Below are 21,677 nucleotides of genomic sequence, written 5' to 3' on the forward strand. Positions count from 1 at the left end.
TGGGCCCGGCAGGATTCGAACCCGCAACCTGGCCGTTATGAGCGGCTGGCTCTACCATTGAGCTACAGGCCCTTGAGTACCGACTAGGCAAGCGCGCACGGCTGCGCAAGGTTCAGGCGGCAGCGAGCAGGTCGGCGAGCGTCGCAGGGCGCACCCCGAGCCGGTCGAGCAAGTCCAGCACGCCATCCCACCAAGCGTGAAACCGGGCCAGATCGGCGGCGTCGCGCACATAGGGTGTGTGCCCCGGCACCAGCGACGGCGAGTGAAAGGCGAAGTTGAGCAGCCGCGTCCCCTCCCCCACGGCAACGCGCACCGCTTCGAGTGCGTCGGCAAGCGGCATCCCTTCGGGCGTCAGTGACACGCGCGCGAGCATCCCTGCGCGCGCCGCGACGCCGCGTGCGCGTGGGAGGCGACCGAGCGCGCGGTACAAGGGCTCGCCCCCGCCGCGCATCGCCCCGGTGAAGACGGTCGTCAGCGGCAGTTCGATCAGCGCGCCGTCAGGGCCACAGCGAAAGGCGTCGTTGCCCACGCCCGCGAAATCAGGCCCGCCGTCGGCGCGATAATCATAGCGCGCGCGAATCGAGCTATCGATGCGATAGCCGCGTTCGGCGAGCAGCCGCCAGCTGTTCGGGCCGATGCCATAACGCCCCGCGCGGTAGACGATCGGGGCCGTGCCGAACGCCTGCGTGATCGCGTCGGTGAGCGCGTCGAGCTTGGCCGCCTCGATCGTTTCGCCCAGATTGCCGACATAGCTGTTGGCGGCGCCCAGCGCCTCATCGAACGGCGGATTGACCCAGGGATGAAGCTGCGTGCCGATCGCCGAGCGTCCGTCAGCGATGACGCCGCGCAATATGTCGATCGCGCGGGGATCAGTCGCGATCGGATAATCGACCAGATATACGAGCGGCACGCCGCGCTCAGCAAAGCGCGCATGCGCTGCGGGAATCGCCGCAACCGAGGTTGTCCCATGCGCATCGCGCGCGAAACCGGCGCGCCAGTCGAATTCTTCTTCGGTGTCGACGAAGATCGTGAAGCGCGTGCCGAAATCGGCGGGCCAATCGACCAGCGCGGCGGGCGCAGGCGCCGGCGGTGAAAATCCCGCCATCACGCTCAGTTGGTCGAAGCCTGTCCCATATCGCCAGCAAAGGCGGCGGGCAGCCGCAAAGTCAAGCGCGCCTCGCCGATGATCAGCGCGCCGCCGAGTTCACGCGCCAAATTCATGGCGAGTCGCAGCGCAAAGCCCGACCCGAGCAGGGGTGCTCCGGCAGCGGCTTCTTCCTCGGCATCGATGGCCAGCGACGGCGCATTGCCCGACGCAACCGCCAGCGCTTCGGGTCGGGTCAGGCGCACCACGGCATCGCCGTCTTCGCGGGTGGCAAGCACCGCGATCGTCTCGCCCGCGCGCGCTGCCGACACCAGCACGGCGATCAACCGCGCGAGCAAGCGCTCGATCACCCGGTCATCGCCCTTGGCGAGCACGTCATAGCCGATGTCGAGCGTTGTCTCCGCCCCGCGCAGTGCTGCGAGCGGCTCGAGATCCTTGATCACCCGCACCAGAATCGGCGCGAGCGGCACGTCGGTTGGCCGCAGATCGAGCGCGTGCGATTCGATACGCGTCGCCAGATCGAGGTCGTCGATCGCGCCGAGCAGCGCGCGCGCCTGTTCGACAATGGTACCGGCATAGCCACGATAGCTGTCCGCGACCGGTCCCAGCACCTGACCTTCGATCATTTCGGCAAAGCCCGCAATCGCCGTGGTCGGCGTGCGCAATTCGTGGACGAGCTGGCGCAGCGAATCGATCGTGCCGCTTTCGATATGCGCTTGCTCATCGGCGCGCGGGCGGCGGGCGGCGCCGCGATAGCCGATGAACGCGCCGCTGATGCGGTCGAAACAGGGAATCGCCGAAATTCGCCACGCGCCTGCGGCCGACGACTGGCCGGCAATCTCAAGCCGCGCATCATCGAGTCGCGCGCGGCGACGAAACGCGCCTGTCGCAATGCCATCAACGGCGGCAGCCCCCGCCGCGCCATAGGCAATCGAGATGCCGATGACGGCGGCGCGCTCGACACCAGCGACCCAGCGGATGATGCCGTCGGCATCGGTTTCGAACTGGAAGCTGCGCGCGTTGACGGTCGGGGCCAACGCGGGCGCGGCGACCGGTAGGGCAAGGGCGGGCGACGGGGCTTCGCCGCGCTGCCGACGAAAGGCGTCGATGCGGGCGACGATATCGGGGATTTGGAACGGCCCCGGGGGCGCCTCAGCGGGCGCGGCCACCGGCTGGGCTGCCACCGGAGGCAGCGCCACTTCCCCAGCCGCCACCTGACGGCGTGCCTCAACCACGGCGGGCAGTGCCTGTGCGACGCTGGCAAAGGATGCAAAATCCGATTCGGCGAGCGGTGCCGGGTCAAGCGCAGGTGACGGTAGCGTTGGCGTAGTTTCGGCCTGCTCGAGATCGGCGACCAGTGCATCCCAGGCGGCCGCCGGACGCGACCGGACACCGGGCGCAACGGGCAACGATTCTACGGTCGGCGGCGCGGTCGGCACTTCCGTGGCCAAGACGAAATCGACCGCGCCAAAATCACTCAGCGCGCGCATCACTTCAGGCGGCAAATCGCGGCGGTGGCGCAAAATCGCGCGGCCTTGCGCCGACATCGCAACGAGCATCGCGGTCCAGTCGCTCGCGGGCAGTCGGGCACTGCGCAGCACGGGCCCGGCGATCGTCGCATCATCTTCGGCGAACAGCCGCACCAGTGGCGCGGGCGGCATCGCATAGGTCAGCGCGCGTGCCGAGGCCGCACGCACCCTGGCCGGGACGCGCGCGCGCAGATCGCGCAGCTTGGCAATCGTCTCGGGCGTCGCCTCGGCGCGGCCCCGCCCGACGAGATCGACCAGCTGGCGCCACGCGGTCTGCGCGCCAAAAGGGGTCGACGCGTCTGTCGCCAACACAGTCGAAAGGCTGTCGTCGAATCGCAAATCACGGTTCCTTGACGCGGCCCATCGCCGTCGTCGTAAGGATTTCTTAACCGCTTGGAGTCGGCGAAGGGAACCGTTCTTTTTGGCACGTCACAATGTGGGACAATTGCGTTTGCCAGCAATTATATAATAGGATAGCAGCGCTCACGCTTTGATATGTTCAGAATTCGGAAGGAATGCGTATGGCCTTCGATCGGATCGACCGGCAGATTCTCGATCTGCTGCAGGAAGATGGTCGCATGACCAACGTCGATCTGGCCGAACGTGTCGGGCTCACCGCGCCGCCGTGCCTGCGCCGCGTTCGGGCGCTGGAGGAACAGGGCGCGATCCGGGGCTATCACGCCAATCTCGACGCGGCGACTTTGGGCTATCCGATCACCGTTTTCGCGATGGTGTCGCTGCGTAGCCAGGCCGAATCCGATCTGGCCGCATTCGAAAGCCACATCGCCGCCATTCCCGAAGTGCGCGAATGCCATATGCTCAATGGCGAGATCGATTTCATCCTGAAGCTGGTCGCGACCGACCTGAAGTCTTTCCAGGAAATCCTGACGTCGCGGCTGACGACCGCGCCCAATGTCGCGAGCGTCAAGACGTCACTGACCATCCGCACGGCCAAAGCAGTGCCGGGAATCCCCGTCACGATCGACGGCTGAGCGAGACTGAGGCACCGGAGCGGGCGATCGCGCCGCTCCGATGCCCTATTTCAGGCGGCCGGCGCGCTATCGAGCCACAGGATCCAGAAACTCGCGATATCGGCGCGCGGTGGCGACTTGATCATTGCGAACGTCGCCTTGGCTCCGGCCTTGTCGCCCGCCCGTGCCTGAGCAATGCCCATATGCGTCAGCACTTCCTCAGGCTTGGCGACACCGCCCTTCTTCAGGGCAAGCGTGTAGAGCTCGATCGCATGGGCATAATCGTCTGATCCCAGATAGCCATCGCCCGTTGCCGCCGCGAGCACGCCATTGGGCGCCGCTGCCGCCTTTTTGGCCAGCGCGTCGAGCGGCCCTTCGGCTTTGATTGCCGCCACCGCGTCGGTCATGATCATCGCGTTCGGGCCACCGGCCGCAGGCACCTTGCCCGCCGCGCGGCCTTCTTCGATCACCGCCTTGGCTTCTTCGGGCAAGCCGACATCGAACAGATTCTGCGCATATTCGGCATAGTCATTCTGGTCACCAAGCGACTTGGCCAAACGCAGCAACCGGAAAATGTCGATGCGCTCGCGCTTGTCGAGCTTGTACGGCCCCTGGAAGCCATAATAGACCAACGCGTCGCGCCAGTTCTTGGCGGTCGGATAGGCCCCCAGCCACAGCTTCGTCAGATCGAGGAATTCGGCCGTCAGTTTGGCGCCATTCGCCTTCGCGCGGGGGTAGAGATACCAAGCCTCGGGCGGCGTACGACCGGCGGCGCGCTCAGCCGCGATCAGCGCCTTCATCTCGGCGATACCGCCGACAATGTCGCCGCCTTCGGTCTTCGCGCGGACAATGCTGAGCCCAAGATTGCTTGCGGTCGAGCCCGCTGCCTTGGCTTGCTGGAAATAGGTCAGTGCCCCGGCATAGTCCTTGACGTCATAGGCATGCTCGCCGAGCCGATTGAGATAGATGGCGCGCTCGGGCGCCGATGCGCGGGGATGCGCGATCAGGGCCTTCAGCGGCTCGATCAGCGCACCTTCCTTCTGGCGATAGATCGCCACATCCCCCTTTGCGGCGGCCTGCGCCTTCATGTCTTCGATCTTCAGCCGGAAGCTGAGCTTGAAGTAATTGTCATCTTCGGTCTTGGCGGCGGCTTCGGCAGCGGCGACCAGCGGCTCGGCGGCGGCGAGATCGGCCGACACATCGGTGGTGATCGAGGCCCGCTGCTTGTCGGCGATTGCGCGCAACGCGGTGTCGGCAGGCACGGCGAGTTTGCGAAATTCAGGGCTGAGCTGCGGCCCGGCGGGCGCCGCCTCTTCCTTCTTCTTTTCCTTGGCGGGGGCCGCGATCGGCATCGCGATGGCGGCGGCGCCGATCAGCAGGATGGCGGCGCGTGCTGCCTTGGTCAAAGTCACCATGTCAGAAATCTCCTCCTGGGGGCGATTGGACTGCCCGTGTTGGACGCCGCCTTAATGGCCCGCGCAATACCGTTCAACCCAATGCACCTATCCCTCGTATCGATGCGGCGGTGAATGGGCTTTGAACAACGGCACAGGCCCCCTAGACGCCGGGCCATCAAGGGAGCTGAGCAAGATGGCGCAGGCAATGGCACAATCGGCAGTGATCATCGGTGCGTCAGGCGGGATCGGCGCGGCACTGGCTGATGCCATTGGTGAAGAGGGCAGCCATGACGTCGTCCACCGTTTCGCGCGATCATTCGCTGACGCCGCGCGGATCGACATCACCGACGAAGCGAGCATCGCTGCTGCGGTTGCCGAGGTCGCCAAGGGCCCACCGCCGACATTGGTTTTCGTCGCCACCGGGCTGCTGCACGATGGCGAACGTGGCCCCGAAAAGGCGCTGAAAGACCTCGACGGTGACTGGCTCGCGCGCAACTTCGCGATCAATGCGATTGGCCCGGCGCTGGTTGCCAAACATTTCCTGCCGCTGACGCCCAAGGCCGGTCGGAGCGTGTTCGCCGTCTTGTCAGCGCGGGTCGGCAGCATTTCGGACAACCGGCTGGGCGGCTGGCACGGCTATCGCGCATCAAAAGCGGCGCTCAACCAGCTGATCCGGACGATCGCGATCGAGGAACGCCGCCGCAACTCGAGCTCGATCGTCGTCGCGCTGCACCCCGGCACCGTGGACACGGCGCTTTCGAAGCCGTTTCAGGGCAATGCCGCGGAGGGTCATTTGTTCGACGCGGGGCGCGCGGCGGCGCAGCTGCTCGATACGATCGAAGGCCTGCGCCCGCCCGACAGCGGCAAGCTGTTCGCTTGGGACGGCGCCGAAATCTCCCCGTAGAAGTTACAATTTCCCATGATTGGTGCCCGGTCATTGGCGGCGGCGTGACAATCGGGCAGCGTGATGCGCGCGCCGTGTCACACGGCCGTCATAGAATGAGAGGAAGTCCGCATGCGTTCCTTGATCACCGCATCCCTGCTGACCGCCGCGCTTGTCGCGACATCGGCGGCTTCCGCGCAAACCGCGCCCAAGCCCGCCCCTGCCACCAAGCCCGCCCCCGCAGCCAAGCCCGCCACAGCCCCTGCCGCCAAACCCGCGATGGCCCCCGCAGCCAAGCCCGCTGTCGCTGCGAAGCCGACTACGCCTGCCGCCAAGCCCACGCCTGCCATGGCCGCCAAGCCGGCGCCTGCGGCGAAGCCCGCCAAGCCCAAATCCGTTGCCGGTGGCCGCATGGTCACGACCAAAACCACCACCGGCAAGACCATCACCTATAATTGCTCAAAGGCCGGTAACGCCAACAAAAAGGCCTGCAAATAGCCCGACTAACACCCCCCGCGCGGATGCCCAAGCGCGCGCGGGGGTGGTACTGCCGCATCTGATCGGCTAGACGAGTCACCATATCGTCACATCAGCCGAAAGCGTCAAAAATTGACCGACGAGACACGCCTCGCCGACCCTTCCGATATTTCACCGATCAGCATCGTCGACGAGATGCGGTCGAGCTACCTCGACTATGCGATGTCGGTCATCGTCTCACGCGCGCTGCCCGATGTGCGCGACGGGCTGAAGCCGGTCCACCGCCGCATCCTGTTCGCCAGCCTTGAGGGCGGCTTCGTCCCCGGCAAGCCGTATCGCAAATGCGCCAAGATCGTCGGCGACGTGATGGGCAATTATCACCCGCATGGCGACAGCTCGATCTACATGGCGCTCGCCCGCCTGGCCCAGGATTGGGCGATGCGCGTGATGCTGATGGACGGCCAGGGCAATTTCGGGTCGATGGACCCCGATATGCCGGCGTCAATGCGCTACACCGAAGCGCGGCTGACCAAGGCGGCAATGACGCTGCTCGGCGACATCGACAAGGATACGGTCGATTTCATCCCCAACTATGACGGATCGCGCGAAGAGCCGTCGGTCCTCCCCGCCCGCTTCCCCAATATCCTCGTCAATGGCGCGGGCGGCATCGCGGTCGGCATGGCGACCAACATTCCGCCGCACAATCTCGGCGAAGTCATCGATGCGTGTCTGGCGACGATCGACCGCGCAGTGAGCGGCGGCGATCCGCTGACGATCGAAGAGCTCATGGAGATCGTCCCCGGCCCCGATTTCCCGACCGGCGCGATCATTCTGGGGCGCAGCGGTTGCCGCAATGCCTATGCCGAAGGGCGCGGGTCGATCATCGTCCGCTCGCGCTACAAGATCGAGGAATCGCGCGGCGACAAGCGCTCGATCATACTCACCGAGATCCCCTATCAGTCGGGCAAGAATGCGCTCGTCGAAAAGATCGCCGAGGCCGCCAAGGAAAAGCGCGTCGAGGGCATCAGCGACATCCGCGACGAGTCCAACCGCGACGGCGTGCGCATCGTTATCGACCTGAAGCGCGACGCGACCCCCGAAGTGGTGCTCAACCAATTGTGGCGGCATACGCCGGCGCAATCGAGCTTCCCGGCCAACATGCTCGCGATCCGCGGTGGGCGGCCCGAGACGCTGACGCTGCGCGACATCATCGATGCTTTCGTGAAGTTCCGCGAGGAAGTGATCACGCGACGCTCGAAGTTCGAGCTGCTCAAGGCGCGTGAGCGCGCACACATCTTGCTCGGGCTGGTGATCGCCGTCACCAATATGGACGAAGTGGTGCGGATCATCCGGGGTTCCGCCAATCCCGCGATCGCCCGCGCCTCGCTGGCGGCGCGCGAATGGCCAGTCGCGGAGATCCTGCCCTATATCCGCCTCGTCGAAGCGGTTGAGGCCGAGATTGACGGCGACACCTACAAGCTGTCCGACCTTCAGGTCCGCGCGATCCTCGAGCTGCGGCTCCACCGCCTCACCGCGCTGGGGCGCGACGAGATCGGCGATGAGCTCAAGACGCTGGCCGAATCGATCACCGAGCTGCTCGCTATCCTTGCCGACCGGGTGAAGCTTTACGCCGTGATGCGCGAGGAACTGGCCGAGGTACGCGCCGCCTTTGCCACGCCGCGCAAGACCGAGATCGCCGCCGCCGCTGACGGGATCGAAGACGAAGACCTGATCGAGCGCGAGGCGATGGTCGTCACCGTCACGCTCCAGGGCTATATCAAGCGCACCACGCTCGACAGCTTCCGCGCGCAGGCGCGCGGTGGCAAGGGCCGGTCGGGCATGGCGACCAAGGACGAGGATGCCGTCACCAACTTGTTCGTCACCAGCACCCACACCCCCGTGCTGTTCTTCTCGACGCACGGCAAAGTCTATCGGCTGAAAGTGTGGAAGCTGCCCGAGGGCGGCCCGGCGACGCGCGGGCGACCGATGGTCAACCTGCTGCCGCTCGCCGAGGGCGAGACAATCTCGACCGTGCTCCCGCTGCCCGAGGATGAGGCCGAATGGGGCGCGCTGCACGTGATGTTCGCGACCGCCAAGGGCAATGTGCGCCGCAATTCGATGGACGCCTTCACCAACGTGCCATCGAACGGCAAGATCGCGATGAAGTTCGACGGTGACGATTCCGACGACACGCTGATCGGCGTGGCACTGCTCGATGCGGGCGACGATGTGCTGCTGGCGACGCGCGACGGCAAGGCAATCCGCTTTGCCGGCGACGATGTCCGCGAATTCCAGAGCCGCAACTCGACCGGCGTGCGCGGCATTGCGCTCAAGAATGGCGATGCGGTGATCTCGCTCTCCGTCCTCCACCGCGTCGGCACCAGCCAGGAAGAGCGCGAGGATTATCTGAAGTTCGCGCCGTGGAAGCCCGAGAAGGAAGGCGATCCGATGATGGACGCCGAGCGCTTCGCCGAATTGCAGGCGCGAGAGCAGTTCATCCTCACCGTCTGCGCCAATGGCTATGGCAAGCTGTCGTCGGCCTATGACTATCGCCGGATCGGGCGCGGGGGCCAGGGCATCACCAACATCGACAATATCGGCCGCAATGGCCCTGTCGTCGCCAGCTTCCCGGCGACCCGCGATGACCAGCTGATGCTGGTGACCGATCAGGCCAAGCTGATCCGCATGCCGCTCGATTCGCTGCGTGTGATCAGCCGCGCGTCGGCGGGCGTGCGGCTGTTCGACGTCGGCAAGGAGGAGCATGTCGTGAGCGCGGCGAAGATCAGCGAAAGCGATGACGGCGGTGATGATGGTGCGGTGGCGGAGCCCACGGCCGACGCGGAGTGATCGTCAGTCGAGCCTTGGCTCGACGTCCATCGCGCTGTGGAGCACGCGGGCAATTTCGATCGCGTCGCCGTTGATGCGGAAGAATATCAGATGCGCGCCCACCGTGATCTTGCGATAGCCGGGGCGATAATGATCGGCGGGGGCCGCTTGCATCGGCGCTTTGGCGGCGGCAGTAACGGCGGCACGGATCGCGCGTAGATAGCGCGCTGTTTGCTGGGCACCCCATTCCCGCCGCGAATGATCGCGGATCGCGTCGAGATCGCTGAGTGCCTTGGTCGCCCAGCGTTGCCTCATGCGGCGCGGTCGGGGCCTTCGGCTTCAACGTTAGCGATATAGGCATCGAAGTCGAAATCATCGACAAAGTCGCTCGCCTCGCCTTCCTCGATCAATGCGCCGACCTGCGCGATCCGCTTTTGGCGCGCCTCGACCAGCCGCAGCCCTTCGCGCACGACTTCGCTGGTCGAGCCGTAGCGGCCGCTGGCCACCAGATCGGCGGTGAACTTCACCCAGTGATCGCTCAGAGCAATTGACGTGTTGCGCATGGTCGCATACCTCCGCCGCCAAATTACCAAGATTGGGTAACGCATGCAAACGCCGACCGCTTACAAGGTGCTGACCGCCGATCAGATGGCGGCACTCGAGCGCGACGCGGTCTTTGCGGGCGCGCCGATCGACCTGGCCGATGGCTATATCCATCTGTCGACGCAGGCGCAGTTGACCGAGACCGTCGACAAGCATTTCGCCGGGCAGCACGATCTTTGGGTGGCCGCCGTCGATCTCGACGCGATGGGCGCGGCCGTAAAGTGGGAGGCGTCGCGCGGTGGCGCATTGTTCCCGCATCTCTATGCCCCGCTGCCGCTGTCGGCGGTGTTCGCGTACAGCCCGATCGAGCGCGATGAAACCGGCCAGGTGAAGCTGCCGGTCGCGGGCTGAGCGCGCCAATCGTCGCAGCCATAGTCGCAGCCATAGTCGCAGCCATAGTCTCTGGGACATATTCCCTGCACTGAGGAATCGGGGCATAGTGTGCCTCCAAGGAGACTGAAATTCATGGATATCGACGCCATCCTCCGCACCGAAATCAAGGAAGCGATTGCCGCCAAGCGCGCGGCGGGGCTGGCCGTCGATCCGCATCAACTCGCCGTCGAAATCACCGAGAAATGGGAGGAGCCCAAGGGCCGCGGATCGGGCAACTGGCTGTACCAGACCCGCGATTCGCTGCGCGCGAGCATTGAGGCAATTTTGGCTGAGGGGGACTGACACCCACTTTTCAACCTGACCCGCTCGTTTCGAGCGTAGTCGAGAAACAAGCCAAGAGGGACATCGCCGGTGGCCTGTTTCTCGACTTCGCTCGAAAAAAACGGTGTGGAACGGTGTAGGTTGCGATTAGGCACGCGTTAACCCGTCACCGCCCCCCGCCGCAGATACGCCACCACCCCCCACGCAATCATCGCCTGCCCGCCGAAATAGAGCGGCCACACCAGCAGACCGGGCGCGGCCGAGTGCGCGAGCGGCCCCATGCGCGCGAAGATCAGCAAGTCGCTCACCGCGAAAAACAGCGCGCCGCGCGCCACCAGCAACCGGGGAAAGCGGCTGACCCACGCCGCCGCCGCCATCAGCGCGAGCCCGCCGGCGTAAAGCGCGATCCCCGGCGCGGCCGCGCGATCGGCGGGGAGGAACCAGGCGATCCCCGGAATCAGCACCAGCCGCCCCACCGCGATCGGTGCGCTCGCGCGCAAATCCTCCCGCCGCCACGCCCAATAGAAACCCGCCGCGAGCAGATGCCCGGCGAGGAAGGCGACCGCGCCGACCGTCAGCCCCATGGCATCGAGCAACACATCGCCGGTTGCGCCGAACGCGAGCACCGCGGCAATCACCCAGCCGCTCGCTGAGCGCGCATTGAGCGCCGCCCAGAGCGCGAGCAACCCGACGCCAAGCCCTTTCCACGCGGTCAGCGCCGCGCCATCGGGCATCAGCCACGTGGCGGCAAAGTAACTCGCGCCCGCCGCGACCGCGATCCAGAAAAGCCAGCGAAACTGCATATCCGCCCTTCCCTGCCTGAATTGCCGGGCCGGGGGAAGCGCCGGTTCGGGCGCTGAAAGGTTACAAAGGTTATGACCATCCTTAGGGGGGTGTCGCGGGGTGAGGTGCATAGGGGTAACGGAAAAAGGTCCGGTCGCGGGCATGGGACGGGCCTCCTGCATCGGGCGTTACTATAGCAGAAACGGGCCGGTCGAACAAGAACAAATATGGAACACAAACTCGTCACCCCGGACTTGTTCCGGGGCCCACCGTGGTCCTTGAACCCGACGCGGCGGTAGCGGGGTGACGTGGACCCCGGACCAAGTCCGGGGTGACGATCGGGGTCGCGGAGGTGCACTCCCCTCCTTTAGCACGATGCACCTGGCTCCTTCCCCCAACGAGAGACGCGAAGGTGCCCGCATCCTCATCGCCGACTTGACCGCGCCACTTCTTTCCGATATTTCTGTCTTAACAGAAAGAATCGACATGAGCATCCTCGACCATCCCGACGCCAAGGCCTTCATCCTCCATTGGGGGGAGATGGGGACCTATTGGGGCGTCAACCGATCGGTCGCGCAGGTCCATGCTTTGCTCTATCTGTCGGACCGACCGCTCGATGCCGAGACGATCGTCGAGACGCTTGGCCTCGCGCGGTCGAATGTGTCGACCGGGCTGAAGGAATTGCAGTCCTATGCTATCGTCCGCCGCGTCCATGTCGAGGGCGACCGGCGCGACCATTTCGTCGCCGAGACCGACCTGTGGGAGATGCTGATGCGCATTTCCGCCGAGCGCAAGCGGCGCGAGATCGACCCGACGATCGAACTGCTCGCGGAACTGACCGAGCGCCTGAAAGCCGATCCGACCGCGCCCGCCCAGTTGCGCGAGCGGGTGACGCGGATGCACGAATTCATCGCGACGCTTGCCAATTGGTACGAGCAGGTCCGCACGCTGCCCAAGCCCACCTTGGTGACGCTGATGAAGCTGGGCAGCCGAGTCGCGCGGTTCATTCCGGGGGGAAAGAAGCAGGTCTAGGGGGTTAGTTCGATCAATTTTTGCACGCCCATTTAATTCTGAAATTCCAGTAATGATTGAAAGGAAGATCAGCATGAGCAATCACCACACCGCGCTCACCACGGCCGAACGGGCCGCGATCAAATGGCGCGACTTGGCGCCGATGCACTGGCATGACGGCGTGATCGAATGCTGTCATCCCCTGCCCTGGCTGGCCGCGAGCTGGTGGGGCGCCACGCAGGGGCTGTGGTTCATCGCCATCCCGGCGTCGTTTATGTTCTTCCTGACGGCGCTGCGGCTCAATCATGAAGCGATCCACGGCAATCTCGGGTTTCGCGCGCGCGGTCACCGCGTCGTGCTGCACGGCCTGAGCGCACTGATGCTGGGCTCCAACAATGCAGTCGCGTTCAACCATTTGCAGCATCACCGACACATCGGCACGCCCGATGATCTGGAGGGCGCCTGCGGGCGAATGACGGCGGCGCAAGTGATCGCGCATGGCCCGCTGTTCCCGCTGCGGATGCACCGGGCGGCGTGGCAGCAGGGCGGCGCGGCTTTGCGTCGGCGGATGCGCATCGATCTCGCGCTCAATCTGCTGGTCGCGGCGACCGCGCTGATGATCGGCGCGCCGTTTCTGCTCTATCACCTCGCCGCGATGATCGTTGCGCAGTGCCTGACGGCCTTCTTCGCGGTGTGGATTACCCACCACGATTGCGAGCCTGAAGATGTCGCGCGGACCCAGCGCTCACCGGTGATAAATTTCGTCAGCTACAACATGCTGCTGCATCTGGAGCACCATCTGTTCCCAGGCGTGCCGGTGCGGCGGCTGGGCATCCTCGCCCGCCGGATTGCGGCGGCGGCGCCCGAGTTCGCCCGGGGCAATGCGCTGGTGGTGCCGGAGCCGAGGCTCTTCCGTCCAGCAAGCGCCCGGCTGGCGCACGGAAATCAACACCGTCCACTTGAAAAGCAAAGGAATCGATCATGGTTGAGACTGTCTATGCGCTGTATCTGATCATCACGATCGCCATCACCATCTGGGTCGCGCGCACGCTGTCGCGCAACGGCATCGTCTTTCTGGAGCAATGCTTCGGCCAGAATGACGTGCTCGCGAAATCGACCAACCATCTGCTCGTGGTCGGCTTCTACCTCGTCAATATCGGCTTCATCACGCTGACGCTCAGTCTGGGCGCGGAGCCGGAGACGATCACCGGGGCGATCCGGTTCCTCAGCAGCAAAGTCGGCCTTGCCGTGGTCGTGATCGGGCTGATGCACTTCTTCAACATGGGCGCCGTCGCGCAATTCGGGCGGAAGGTGAACGCGTGGATGGACGGTCGCGCGGCGGCGGCATGATCCAGTCGCAGCAGTTGGCGTCGACCCAATAAGATGGAGACTGATATGCGGGCTTACTCGACGTCGCCGACGCTCATCCCTGCAAGCCTTGCGGCAGGGCCAGTTTTTCTGCTCGGGCTCGCAATCGCCTTTTGGGCATCGGAACCCACAGCGACTTGGTCGCCGATGATGACGCAGGAGCTGATCGCACTGCCCTTTCAGTTAATTGCGCTGGGCGCGGTAGCCTCGATCGTCGGCTTGATTCTAGGCTTCCTACCAATCTGGATCGGTACCAAGGTGATGACCTGGCTCAGCGAGGACAATGAAGGCATGCAATTGCCGATCGTCTGGGCGATCGTCGGCGGGCTGGCCGCCGGCGTGTCGGCATGGCTTGCGCTCGGGTCCGACAACTTGGCCGCGCAAGGCGGAGCGATCGCCTTCGGCTTTACGGGCGCCGTGTGCGCGCTCCTCAGCCGCGTGAGTAGCGATTTTGCGCTGCGTCACGCGTCAGGATGATCGACAGTGCGCCAAGCTTGGGCGGAACTTTGCCTATCGCGCGCTAATCATTATGAGCCACCCATGACCCACGACATCCACATCATCGGCGGCGGGCTGGCCGGTTCGGAGGCCGCGTGGCAGCTCGCCGAGGCCGGACTCGCCGTGAAGCTGTCCGAAATGCGCGGTTCGGGCTCGACCACGCCTGCGCACCACACCGATGGGCTGGCGGAACTCGTCTGTTCGAACAGCTTTCGCTCGGACGATGCCGAGCGCAATGCAGTCGGGCTGCTGCATGCCGAGATGCGCGCGCTCGGGTCGCTGATCATGCGCGAGGGCGATGCCCACAAGGTGCCGGCGGGCTCGGCGCTCGCGGTCGATCGCGATCGCTTTTCGGACGGGGTGACGGCGGCACTTTCCGCGCATCCCAACATCACGATCGTGCGCGAGCGAGTCGACACCCTACCTGACAGCCCCGCGATCATCGCCACCGGGCCGCTCACCGCGCCGGGGCTTGCCGAGGCGATTGGCGCCGAGACCGGCAAGGATGCGCTCGCCTTTTTCGATGCGATCGCGCCGATCGTCCACCATGAGAGCATCGATATGTCGGTCGCGTGGATGCAGTCGCGCTGGGACAAGACCGAGACCAAGGATTACATCAACTGCCCGATGACCAAGGACCAGTATCTGGCCTTTCACGCCGGGCTGATCGACGGCGAGAAGACCGAATTCAAAGAGTGGGAAAACGTCCCCTATTTCGAAGGCTGCATGCCGATCGAGGTAATGGCCGCGCGCGGGGTGGATACGCTGCGCTATGGGCCGATGAAACCGGTCGGGCTCGATGATCCGAAGACCGGGCGCTGGCCCTATGCGGTGGTGCAGCTGCGGCAGGATAATGCCTCGGGCACGCTTTGGAACATCGTCGGCTTTCAAACCAAGCTGAAACACGCCGAGCAAGTACGGCTGTTCCGCACGATCCCGGGGCTGGAGAATGCCGAGTTCGCGCGGCTGGGGGGGTTGCACCGCAATACCTTCATTCGCTCGCCCGAGCTGCTCGATCCGACGTTGCGGCTGAAGGCGCGGCCGGGGATTCGTTTCGCGGGGCAGATCACCGGGTGTGAAGGCTATGTCGAGAGTGCCGCCATCGGCCTGCTGGCGGGGCGCTTCGCGGCGGCGGAGTTGCGCGGTGAGGTGCTGGCGCCGCCACCGGTCGAGACGGCTTTGGGCGCACTGCTCCACCACATTACGGGGGCGGCGGAGGCGGAGACCTATCAGCCGATGAACGTCAATTTCGGGCTGATGCCGCCGATTGAGGGGCGGACGAAGAAGGCGGATCGGAAGTTGCTGTATACGGCGCGGGCAAGGGATGCGCTGGCGGGGTGGTTGGCGGGTTGAGTGCGAATTCGTCGGGACCATAACCCCTTCGTCACCCCGGACTTGTTCCGGGGCCCACGGCGCCGCCCGCGATGCTGTCACCTGTTTCGCGGTGGGCCCCGGCACAAGGCCGGGGTGACGGGCAGGACAGAGGATCGCTTAATTCTCGTCGTCTGCAGCAGCCGGCGCCGCAGCCACCGGCGGGCACGCGCATTTCGCCTTGGGCCGTGCTTTGCGCACCACCGCCGTCGTGGCGAACTCGGCCGGGGTTAGCGCGCCCGACTTGTCCTTGTCGGCGCCGGCGAATTTGGTGCTGGCCTTGATCGCCCATTCGTCGAAATCGAGCTTGCCATCGCCATTGGTGTCGAGCTTGGCGAAGGCTTTGCGGCGGCTGGCGAGATATTCCTCGCGGGTGACGCTGCCGTTCTTGTCCTTGTCGACGCGGCCGAAGCGCTTCTGCTCGCGCGTCTTGGGATCGGCTTCGGGGACGGTGTCGGGCAGGCTGCCGGGGTCCTCGGCGGTCTGCGGGAAGGCGGGCAAGATGCGCTGGACGCCGCGATTGGCCGAGCCGGAGGCGAACCAGAACAGCCCCGCGCTCGCGAGCAGCAATGCCGCCAATGCGCCTGCCAGATATCGCCACATATCGCGCCTCCCCTTGCCCTCCGCTTTCTAGCCGAGCGGCACGCCGAGCGGAAGACTAACGCCCGGTTATCCGATGCTTGAGCATGCGCAGCACGCGGCCGGGGGCGCCTCTGGGTTCGCGGTCGGGGCGGCGCAGGTCGCGCTCGGCGAGCACGGCGATGGCGCCGAGCGGGCGGGATTGCGGACGCCAGCGCGGGGCCAGGGCTTCGGCGAGCAAGGGCGCGGCCAACGCTCGCGCGCGCAAAGCCGTTTCGGGATCGCGGACATGCGCGGCGAGATCGACCAGCGCCCAGCCCCGCCCCGCCGCTGCGAGCGGCGCGGCCTGCGCGCCCAGCAGCGTCCCCGCCAGCACAAACAGCGCGCCGCGCCCACCTGCATAGGCGAGCAGATCGGCGTCGCTCAGCGGATCGGGCACCAGCAGCGCTTCCCAGCCGTCGGTCATGGCCGCGAGTGCCTGCCCGCTCACGCCGTGCGGCAACACGTGCGCGGCAAGCGCCGCGAGCAGCGGCTGCGCGGGTGGCGGCGCGGTGTCGAGCCGCCCGAGCGCTTCATACCACCATGTCAGCCGCAGCCGCGCGACCATCGGGTCCTTGGCTTGCCGCAAGGTCGCGCCGAGCTGCGCATCAAGCGCCCACAGCGCCGTCAGCCCCGCACGGCGCGCGGGCGGCGCATAGCTGAGCGACAGCGCAATTTCGGGATCGGTGGGCGGCGGCAACGGCGGACTCATGCCCGTCCCATAGCGAGGTAAGCGCGATGTTAACCAGCCTTGCTTAAGCCAACGCAACCACGGGCACAGTAACGCAACGATTGAAGAACCTTGTTTGGGCTGAAAAACCGTATGACCGATAGCGGCAACTGGCGCGGCGGCGTGATGCAGACGCTCAACCGCGTGGCGCGGGATCAACGCGGCAATGTGCTGGCGATGTCGGCGCTGCTGATCTTTGTCACGGTCGTCCTGGCCGGGTCGAGCGTCGATACCGCGCGACTCTACCTCGTCAAGGCGCGGCTGCAACAGGCGTGCGATTCGGGCGTGCTCGCGGGACGGCGCTTCATGGTCGACAGCGCGAGCACGACGCTCGACGCCAATGCCAGCACGCAGGCGACCAACTTCTTCAACAATAATTTCAAGGCGGGCTGGCTCCAGACGACCGGCATCACCTTCACCCCGGCCAAGACGTCGGACAATCGCGTCTCCGCCACCGCATCGGCCGTGGTGCCGATGACGCTGACGCGGCTGTTCAACATCATCCATTCGTCGGGCGTCGTCCCCGGATCGCAAACGATCAACGTGACGTGCGAGGCGCGGTACGATCTGGCCGATACCGACATCATGTTCGTGCTCGACACCACCGGATCGATGGCCTGCCTGCCAAGCGAAGACAATGCGACCTGCTCCGCGACGGTCAACAGCCAGGGAACGTCGGCCTATACGCGCCCGGCGGATTCACCGCTCGGCGCAGGGTCGGGCAGCGTCAACGACAGTGTCGCCGGATATCCAGGATCCTTCGGCTATCATGTGAACGAACGCTCCGGATCGCGTATTTCGGCGCTGCGCACCGCCGTGATCAGTTTCTACAATACGATGGCGGCGAACATTCAGCCGGGGACGAACATCCGCTATGGCTTCGTCACCTACACCTCGGTCGTCAATGCCGGTCGGGCAATCCAGTCGATCAATCCGCAATTCATGGTCGGCGGCGCGGGCAATGCGACGACCAACTGGACCTATCAATCGCGCCGGGTGACCGCCGATTATCAGATCTCCGCCACCAACACGACCTTTACTGGCCGAACCTCGGCCCAGTGCAATGCCTTGATCGTGCCGCGCAATCCGGCGACGGCGCTGACCTATAACACGTCCACGCAGCAAGCGACCGAGTCGACCGTGAGTTGGTCAAGCGGCAGCGGCGGGACCTGTGTCGTCACCGCGCGCGTCTATGGCCCGACCTGGACCTATGGCCCGACATCCCATAATGTCAGCAACTTCCTGACCAATACGGCGGTCGACGATCCGACCACCGTCGACGGGTCAACCGACTCATGGCAGGGCTGCATCGAAGAGCGCAACACGACGGCGTCGGCGAGCTTCGACATCAACAACCTGCCCGCCGACCTCGATCCCGATCTGGTCCCCACCAACGACGCGACCCGCTGGCGTCCGGCGTGGCCCGAAGTCATCTATGGCCGCAACTACACCGGCGGCACCTATGGCTACACCAGCACCGGCACGACGACGTCGAATGGCGAGACCAACAGCATCGCGATTGGCTTGTCCTATGCCCGGTACAACACCGACCAGCTGTTGCGCGCTGGCTGGTTCAGCTGTGGCAAGCCCGTGCGGCGCCTGTCGACGATGTCGCTGACCGACGTCACCAATTACGTCAACGCGCCCGATTTCCGCCCGATCGGCGGCACCTATCATGACACCGGCATGACTTGGGGCCTGCGCATGATTTCGCCCAACGGCATCTTTGCCAATGACACGGCGGCATGGCCGGGGCGCAATCCGCCGAACCGCGTCATCGTCTTCCTGACCGATGGCGCCATGGCACCCAATGTGTCGATCTATGGCCAATATGGCGTCGAATATTTCGACCGGCGCGTGACCGGCGGCACCTTTACCAGCCAGACCGATTATCACAACGCACGCTTTCTGGCCCTCTGCGCCAAGGCCAAGTCGATGAACATCAGCATCTGGACCGTTGCGCTCGGCCTTGCCGCGACGCCTGAGCTTCAGCAATGCGCCAGCAGCGCCCAACAGTCGCTTTCCTCGACCAGCGGGAGCGATCTGAATACCCAGTTTCAGTCGATCGCCCAGCGCGTGGCGCGGCTGCGGGTGTCGCAATGATCGCGTCACTCCGCCGCCTGCGCCGCGACAATCGCGGCAATGCGATCACCGAATTCGGCATTCTCGCGCCGGTGATGCTGTGTTTGTGGATGGGCCTGGGCGATGTTCTGTATCAGGCCTATCTCCAGAGCGTGCTCAACGGCGCCGTGCAGAAGGCCGGGCGTGATTCGGGCGTCGAGGGCGGCGCGGCCAACACATCGACGATCGATGCCAAGGTGCAAACCGCGATCCGCCAGCTCGCGCGAAGCGCGACGTTCAGTTCGGCGCGCAGAAGTTATGACAGCTTTACCGAGGTCGCGCCCGAGCCGTTCACCGACACCAACAGCAACGGCGTGCGCGATCCCGGCGAATGCTTTACCGACCAGAACGCCAACGGCACCTGGGACAGCGATCCCGGCACGGCCGGTCAGGGCGGCGCGAACGCGGTCACGCTCTATACCGTAACGGTCACCTATCCACGGCTGTTTCCGATCTGGGCGTTCGTTCCAGGCTTTGGTGGCACGCAAACGATCAGCGCTGCCACCTTGCTCAAGAACCAGCCCTATGCCACCCAGTCGACGACGACTGCTGTAGCGGTTTGCACATGAAGCGCGTCTTGCCGCTCCTCCGCCAGCTTCGCCGCGACTCGAGCGGCGTCGCCATGGTCGAATTCGCCGTCACGCTGCCGTTCATCGCGGGCTTCGCGCTCTATTGCATGGAGCTGACCAACTACGCGCTCGTCAACATGCGCGTGAACCAGATTGCGCTGACGCTCTCCGACAATGCCTCGCGCGTGGGCACCGATGCGACGCTGACGACGCAACAATTGCGCGAAGTCGACATGAACGACGTGCTGCAAGCTGCGCGATATCAGGGTCGTGGGATCAGGCTGACGACCTTTGGGCGGATCATCGTGTCAAGCGTCGAAAATGTTCAGCAGACCTATGACGCGGCACCCGTCCAGCGCGTGCACTGGCAGCGCTGCATCGGCCTGCGCAGCGGCACGGGGTATGATTCGCTATATTCCACCACCACGACCGCCGGCACAGACGCGACGGTTGGCAATGCGGGCGCGACCGTTGCTGCCGGTGTCGGCGATCCCGGTTCGCTGATTTCAGCGCCGGCGGGGTCGGGGTTGATGTTCGTTGAGGTCAACTACGACTATCAGCCGCTGGTGAGCGGCTATTTTCTCGGCGCGACGCGGATACGGTTCACCTCGTCATACATCATCCGCGACAACCGTGACTTGCGCCAGATTTACAACCCGAACCCGGCCGCGACGCGATCGACCTGCAACGTCTACGCTGCCTGAGCGGGCGGCTCAGCCCCGGTAGCAGACCTTCTTGACCGCGCTGACGACACGCGCGGCATCGATCAGCGCGAGCTTTTCGAGATTGGCGGCATAGGGCAGCGGCACGTCTTCATTGGCGACGCGCAGCACCGGCGCGTCGAGATCGTCAAAGCCTTCCTCCATCGCGACCGCGATGATTTCGGACGCGATCGAACAGGTCGGCCAGCCTTCCTCGACCACCACCATCCGGTTGGTCTTCGCAAGGCTGTCGAGCACCGCGCGCTTGTCGAGCGGGCGGAGCGTGCGCAAGTCGATGACTTCGGCGTCGATCCCCTCGCCTGCCAAGGTCTCGGCGGCTTCGAGCGCTAGCCCGACGCCGATCGAATAGCTGACGATCGTCACATCCTTGCCCGCCCGCATGATCCGCGCCTTGCCGATCGGCAGGACATGGTCGTCGAGCTTGGGCACGTCGAAGCTGCGGCCATAAAGCAGCTCGTTTTCGAGGAAAACGACCGGATCTTCACTGCGGATTGCGGCCTTCATCAGCCCCTTGGCATCGGCAGCGTCATAGGGCGCGATGACGATCAGGCCGGGGACGCTGGCATACCAGGGCGCATAATTCTGGCTGTGCTGCGCGCCGACGCGGCTGGCCGCGCCGTTGGGGCCGCGGAACACGATCGGGCAACGCATCTGGCCGCCCGACATGTAATTGGTCTTGGCCGCCGAATTGACGATGTGATCGATCGCCTGCATCGCGAAGTTGAAAGTCATGAACTCGACGATGGGCCTGAGGCCACCCATCGCCGCCCCCGTGCCGACGCCGGCAAAGCCATATTCGGTGATCGGCGTATCGATGACGCGGGTGTCGCCGAATTCGTCGAGCAGCCCTTGGGTGACCTTATACGCGCCTTGATATTGCGCGACTTCTTCGCCCATTACGAACACGCGGGGATCGCGGCGCATTTCCTCCGCCATGGCATCGCGCAGCGCTTCGCGCACGGTGGTCTTGACCATTTCGGTGCCCGCCGGGATTTCGGGATCGGCGAGCGTCGCGGCCTTGGTAGTCGCAAGCTGCGCGGTCCCGGTGTCGGCCTTCTTTTCTTCCCCTCTCCCACTGGGAGAGGGGGGAGCCGCGTCAGCGGCGGGGGGTGAGGGTGACGGCGCCGGATCGCCCTCACCCGTCGCGCCTTGCGGCGCGCCACCCTCTCCCGATGGGAGAGGGGAGGAAGCCTCCTCATCCTCGCCCGCGATCGTCGCGATCACGGTGCCGACCTTCACATTATCGGTGCCCGCCGCGACGAGGATCTGGGCGATCGTGCCCTCATCCACCGCTTCGAATTCCATCGTCGCCTTGTCGGTCTCGATCTCGGCAAGGATGTCGCCCGATTTGACGACATCGCCTTCCTTGACGAGCCATTTGGCGAGCGTGCCTTCCTCCATCGTCGGCGAAAGCGCAGGCATTTTCAGGTCGACGGCCATC

23 protein-coding genes and 1 tRNA gene are annotated in these 21,677 nt (G+C 65.1%); 14 read left to right on the forward strand and 10 right to left on the reverse strand.

The features are described 5' to 3' along the window. The 3 genes from K2W81_RS15005 to K2W81_RS15015 all read right to left on the reverse strand — a co-directional run bounded on the left by K2W81_RS15005 (window position 1) and on the right by K2W81_RS15015 (window position 2,946). Window positions 1-72 (reverse strand) — tRNA-Ile (locus K2W81_RS15005). Window positions 73-112: 40 nt separating this feature from the next. After that, window positions 113-1,105 (reverse strand): polysaccharide deacetylase family protein, encoded by a 993-nt coding sequence (locus K2W81_RS15010; RefSeq protein ID WP_294105853.1) that lies wholly within the window; start codon window positions 1,103-1,105, stop codon window positions 113-115. A gap of 5 nt (window positions 1,106-1,110) precedes the next feature. Beyond that, complete coding sequence (locus tag K2W81_RS15015) at window positions 1,111-2,946, reverse strand: HAMP domain-containing sensor histidine kinase (RefSeq protein WP_294105963.1); 1,836 nt, start codon at window positions 2,944-2,946, stop codon at window positions 1,111-1,113. A 209-nt stretch (window positions 2,947-3,155) separates the two neighbouring features. Between K2W81_RS15015 and K2W81_RS15020 the strand changes: the two genes are divergently transcribed. Then, a complete protein-coding gene (locus tag K2W81_RS15020) occupies window positions 3,156-3,626 on the forward strand; it encodes an Lrp/AsnC family transcriptional regulator (RefSeq protein ID WP_294105856.1) in 471 nt (156 codons plus the stop codon). 50 nt (window positions 3,627-3,676) lie between these two features. Here the strand turns inward: K2W81_RS15020 and K2W81_RS15025 are convergent, their stop codons facing one another. After that, window positions 3,677-5,020 carry a hypothetical protein gene (locus tag K2W81_RS15025; protein ID WP_294105859.1) on the reverse strand — a complete coding sequence of 448 codons (1,344 nt, stop codon included), beginning with the start codon at window positions 5,018-5,020 and terminating at the stop codon, window positions 3,677-3,679. A 175-nt stretch (window positions 5,021-5,195) separates the two neighbouring features. Here K2W81_RS15025 and K2W81_RS15030 point away from each other — a divergent pair, with 175 nt between their 5' ends. From K2W81_RS15030 to gyrA, 3 genes are all read left to right on the forward strand, one after another. After that, a complete protein-coding gene (locus K2W81_RS15030; RefSeq protein WP_294105862.1) occupies window positions 5,196-5,906 on the forward strand; it encodes an SDR family NAD(P)-dependent oxidoreductase in 711 nt (236 codons plus the stop codon). A gap of 111 nt (window positions 5,907-6,017) precedes the next feature. Continuing rightward, window positions 6,018-6,383: a hypothetical protein gene (locus tag K2W81_RS15035; RefSeq protein ID WP_294105865.1), complete on the forward strand. Its 366-nt coding sequence runs from the start codon at window positions 6,018-6,020 to the stop codon at window positions 6,381-6,383. Between the two features lie 111 nt (window positions 6,384-6,494). Continuing rightward, window positions 6,495-9,209 (forward strand): DNA gyrase subunit A, encoded by a 2,715-nt coding sequence (gene gyrA / locus K2W81_RS15040; protein WP_294105868.1) that lies wholly within the window; start codon window positions 6,495-6,497, stop codon window positions 9,207-9,209. 3 nt (window positions 9,210-9,212) lie between these two features. Here the strand turns inward: gyrA and K2W81_RS15045 are convergent, their stop codons facing one another. Together K2W81_RS15045 and K2W81_RS15050 are read right to left on the reverse strand one after the other, a co-directional pair. After that, window positions 9,213-9,503 carry a type II toxin-antitoxin system RelE/ParE family toxin gene (locus K2W81_RS15045; protein ID WP_294105871.1) on the reverse strand — a complete coding sequence of 97 codons (291 nt, stop codon included), beginning with the start codon at window positions 9,501-9,503 and terminating at the stop codon, window positions 9,213-9,215. Further along, window positions 9,500-9,751: a type II toxin-antitoxin system ParD family antitoxin gene (locus tag K2W81_RS15050; RefSeq protein WP_294105874.1), complete on the reverse strand. Its 252-nt coding sequence runs from the start codon at window positions 9,749-9,751 to the stop codon at window positions 9,500-9,502. The genes K2W81_RS15045 and K2W81_RS15050 overlap by 4 nt, the downstream gene beginning before the upstream one ends. Before the next feature lie 43 nt (window positions 9,752-9,794). On the opposite strand from K2W81_RS15050, the gene K2W81_RS15055 reads away from it, so the two are divergent. Further along, entirely contained in the window at window positions 9,795-10,142 is a 348-nt protein-coding gene (locus K2W81_RS15055) for a DUF952 domain-containing protein (RefSeq protein ID WP_294105877.1), read from the forward strand. 114 nt (window positions 10,143-10,256) lie between these two features. Beyond that, window positions 10,257-10,466: a hypothetical protein gene (locus K2W81_RS15060; RefSeq protein WP_294105880.1), complete on the forward strand. Its 210-nt coding sequence runs from the start codon at window positions 10,257-10,259 to the stop codon at window positions 10,464-10,466. 137 nt (window positions 10,467-10,603) lie between these two features. Here the strand turns inward: K2W81_RS15060 and K2W81_RS15065 are convergent, their stop codons facing one another. Next, on the reverse strand, window positions 10,604-11,248 hold the full coding sequence (locus K2W81_RS15065; protein ID WP_294105883.1) for a lysoplasmalogenase family protein: 645 nt from the start codon (window positions 11,246-11,248) through the stop codon (window positions 10,604-10,606). A 466-nt stretch (window positions 11,249-11,714) separates the two neighbouring features. Between K2W81_RS15065 and K2W81_RS15070 the strand changes: the two genes are divergently transcribed. The 5 genes from K2W81_RS15070 to trmFO all read left to right on the forward strand — a co-directional run bounded on the left by K2W81_RS15070 (window position 11,715) and on the right by trmFO (window position 15,458). After that, window positions 11,715-12,260 (forward strand): MarR family transcriptional regulator, encoded by a 546-nt coding sequence (locus K2W81_RS15070; protein ID WP_294105885.1) that lies wholly within the window; start codon window positions 11,715-11,717, stop codon window positions 12,258-12,260. Window positions 12,261-12,333: 73 nt separating this feature from the next. Continuing rightward, window positions 12,334-13,251: a fatty acid desaturase gene (locus K2W81_RS15075; RefSeq protein WP_294105888.1), complete on the forward strand. Its 918-nt coding sequence runs from the start codon at window positions 12,334-12,336 to the stop codon at window positions 13,249-13,251. Continuing rightward, a complete protein-coding gene (locus K2W81_RS15080; protein WP_294105890.1) occupies window positions 13,221-13,589 on the forward strand; it encodes a hypothetical protein in 369 nt (122 codons plus the stop codon). The genes K2W81_RS15075 and K2W81_RS15080 overlap by 31 nt, the downstream gene beginning before the upstream one ends. A 168-nt stretch (window positions 13,590-13,757) precedes the next feature. Next, complete coding sequence (locus tag K2W81_RS15085; RefSeq protein WP_294105892.1) at window positions 13,758-14,084, forward strand: hypothetical protein; 327 nt, start codon at window positions 13,758-13,760, stop codon at window positions 14,082-14,084. 63 nt (window positions 14,085-14,147) lie between these two features. Beyond that, window positions 14,148-15,458 carry a methylenetetrahydrofolate--tRNA-(uracil(54)-C(5))-methyltransferase (FADH(2)-oxidizing) TrmFO gene (gene trmFO / locus K2W81_RS15090; protein WP_294105897.1) on the forward strand — a complete coding sequence of 437 codons (1,311 nt, stop codon included), beginning with the start codon at window positions 14,148-14,150 and terminating at the stop codon, window positions 15,456-15,458. A 138-nt stretch (window positions 15,459-15,596) separates the two neighbouring features. On the opposite strand, the gene K2W81_RS15095 is transcribed toward trmFO, so the two are convergent. Beyond that, on the reverse strand, window positions 15,597-16,079 hold the full coding sequence (locus tag K2W81_RS15095; RefSeq protein ID WP_294105900.1) for a histidine kinase: 483 nt from the start codon (window positions 16,077-16,079) through the stop codon (window positions 15,597-15,599). A gap of 55 nt (window positions 16,080-16,134) precedes the next feature. Next, window positions 16,135-16,806 (reverse strand): squalene/phytoene synthase family protein, encoded by a 672-nt coding sequence (locus K2W81_RS15100; RefSeq protein ID WP_294105903.1) that lies wholly within the window; start codon window positions 16,804-16,806, stop codon window positions 16,135-16,137. A gap of 111 nt (window positions 16,807-16,917) precedes the next feature. On the opposite strand from K2W81_RS15100, the gene K2W81_RS15105 reads away from it, so the two are divergent. The 3 genes from K2W81_RS15105 to K2W81_RS15115 are packed head-to-tail and all read left to right on the forward strand — an operon-like array spanning window position 16,918 to window position 20,218. Further along, window positions 16,918-18,927, forward strand: coding sequence for a TadE/TadG family type IV pilus assembly protein (locus K2W81_RS15105; protein ID WP_294105905.1), 2,010 nt, complete (start codon window positions 16,918-16,920; stop codon window positions 18,925-18,927). Then, window positions 18,924-19,514: a TadE/TadG family type IV pilus assembly protein gene (locus K2W81_RS15110; RefSeq protein ID WP_294105908.1), complete on the forward strand. Its 591-nt coding sequence runs from the start codon at window positions 18,924-18,926 to the stop codon at window positions 19,512-19,514. Before K2W81_RS15105 ends, K2W81_RS15110 begins: the two co-directional genes overlap by 4 nt. Then, entirely contained in the window at window positions 19,511-20,218 is a 708-nt protein-coding gene (locus K2W81_RS15115; RefSeq protein ID WP_294105910.1) for a TadE/TadG family type IV pilus assembly protein, read from the forward strand. Before K2W81_RS15110 ends, K2W81_RS15115 begins: the two co-directional genes overlap by 4 nt. A 9-nt stretch (window positions 20,219-20,227) precedes the next feature. On the opposite strand, the gene K2W81_RS15120 is transcribed toward K2W81_RS15115, so the two are convergent. After that, window positions 20,228-21,676: a pyruvate dehydrogenase complex E1 component subunit beta gene (locus K2W81_RS15120; RefSeq protein WP_294105913.1), complete on the reverse strand. Its 1,449-nt coding sequence runs from the start codon at window positions 21,674-21,676 to the stop codon at window positions 20,228-20,230. Window position 21,677: the final 1 nt, after the last annotated feature.

It is taken from the genome of Sphingomonas sp. (genome assembly GCF_019749955.1).
Classification (GTDB): Bacteria; Pseudomonadota; Alphaproteobacteria; order Sphingomonadales; family Sphingomonadaceae; genus Sphingomonas.

What these genes read in the sequence shown, in the direction of transcription:
- K2W81_RS15010 (WP_294105853.1), bottom strand. Translation starts at nt 1,105, where the DNA reads ATGGCGGGATTTTCACCGCCGGCGCCTGCGCCCGCCGCGCTGGTCGAT.
- K2W81_RS15020 (WP_294105856.1), top strand. Translation starts at nt 3,156, where the DNA reads ATGGCCTTCGATCGGATCGACCGGCAGATTCTCGATCTGCTGCAGGAA.
- K2W81_RS15025 (WP_294105859.1), bottom strand. Translation starts at nt 5,020, where the DNA reads ATGGTGACTTTGACCAAGGCAGCACGCGCCGCCATCCTGCTGATCGGC.
- K2W81_RS15030 (WP_294105862.1), top strand. Translation starts at nt 5,196, where the DNA reads ATGGCGCAGGCAATGGCACAATCGGCAGTGATCATCGGTGCGTCAGGC.
- K2W81_RS15035 (WP_294105865.1), top strand. Translation starts at nt 6,018, where the DNA reads ATGCGTTCCTTGATCACCGCATCCCTGCTGACCGCCGCGCTTGTCGCG.
- K2W81_RS15045 (WP_294105871.1), bottom strand. Translation starts at nt 9,503, where the DNA reads ATGAGGCAACGCTGGGCGACCAAGGCACTCAGCGATCTCGACGCGATC.
- K2W81_RS15050 (WP_294105874.1), bottom strand. Translation starts at nt 9,751, where the DNA reads ATGCGCAACACGTCAATTGCTCTGAGCGATCACTGGGTGAAGTTCACC.
- K2W81_RS15055 (WP_294105877.1), top strand. Translation starts at nt 9,795, where the DNA reads ATGCAAACGCCGACCGCTTACAAGGTGCTGACCGCCGATCAGATGGCG.
- K2W81_RS15060 (WP_294105880.1), top strand. Translation starts at nt 10,257, where the DNA reads ATGGATATCGACGCCATCCTCCGCACCGAAATCAAGGAAGCGATTGCC.
- K2W81_RS15065 (WP_294105883.1), bottom strand. Translation starts at nt 11,248, where the DNA reads ATGCAGTTTCGCTGGCTTTTCTGGATCGCGGTCGCGGCGGGCGCGAGT.
- K2W81_RS15070 (WP_294105885.1), top strand. Translation starts at nt 11,715, where the DNA reads ATGAGCATCCTCGACCATCCCGACGCCAAGGCCTTCATCCTCCATTGG.
- K2W81_RS15075 (WP_294105888.1), top strand. Translation starts at nt 12,334, where the DNA reads ATGAGCAATCACCACACCGCGCTCACCACGGCCGAACGGGCCGCGATC.
- K2W81_RS15080 (WP_294105890.1), top strand. Translation starts at nt 13,221, where the DNA reads ATGGTTGAGACTGTCTATGCGCTGTATCTGATCATCACGATCGCCATC.
- K2W81_RS15085 (WP_294105892.1), top strand. Translation starts at nt 13,758, where the DNA reads ATGACGCAGGAGCTGATCGCACTGCCCTTTCAGTTAATTGCGCTGGGC.
- trmFO (WP_294105897.1), top strand. Translation starts at nt 14,148, where the DNA reads ATGACCCACGACATCCACATCATCGGCGGCGGGCTGGCCGGTTCGGAG.
- K2W81_RS15095 (WP_294105900.1), bottom strand. Translation starts at nt 16,079, where the DNA reads ATGTGGCGATATCTGGCAGGCGCATTGGCGGCATTGCTGCTCGCGAGC.
- K2W81_RS15100 (WP_294105903.1), bottom strand. Translation starts at nt 16,806, where the DNA reads ATGAGTCCGCCGTTGCCGCCGCCCACCGATCCCGAAATTGCGCTGTCG.
- K2W81_RS15105 (WP_294105905.1), top strand. Translation starts at nt 16,918, where the DNA reads ATGACCGATAGCGGCAACTGGCGCGGCGGCGTGATGCAGACGCTCAAC.
- K2W81_RS15110 (WP_294105908.1), top strand. Translation starts at nt 18,924, where the DNA reads ATGATCGCGTCACTCCGCCGCCTGCGCCGCGACAATCGCGGCAATGCG.
- K2W81_RS15115 (WP_294105910.1), top strand. Translation starts at nt 19,511, where the DNA reads ATGAAGCGCGTCTTGCCGCTCCTCCGCCAGCTTCGCCGCGACTCGAGC.
- K2W81_RS15120 (WP_294105913.1), bottom strand. Translation starts at nt 21,676, where the DNA reads ATGGCCGTCGACCTGAAAATGCCTGCGCTTTCGCCGACGATGGAGGAA.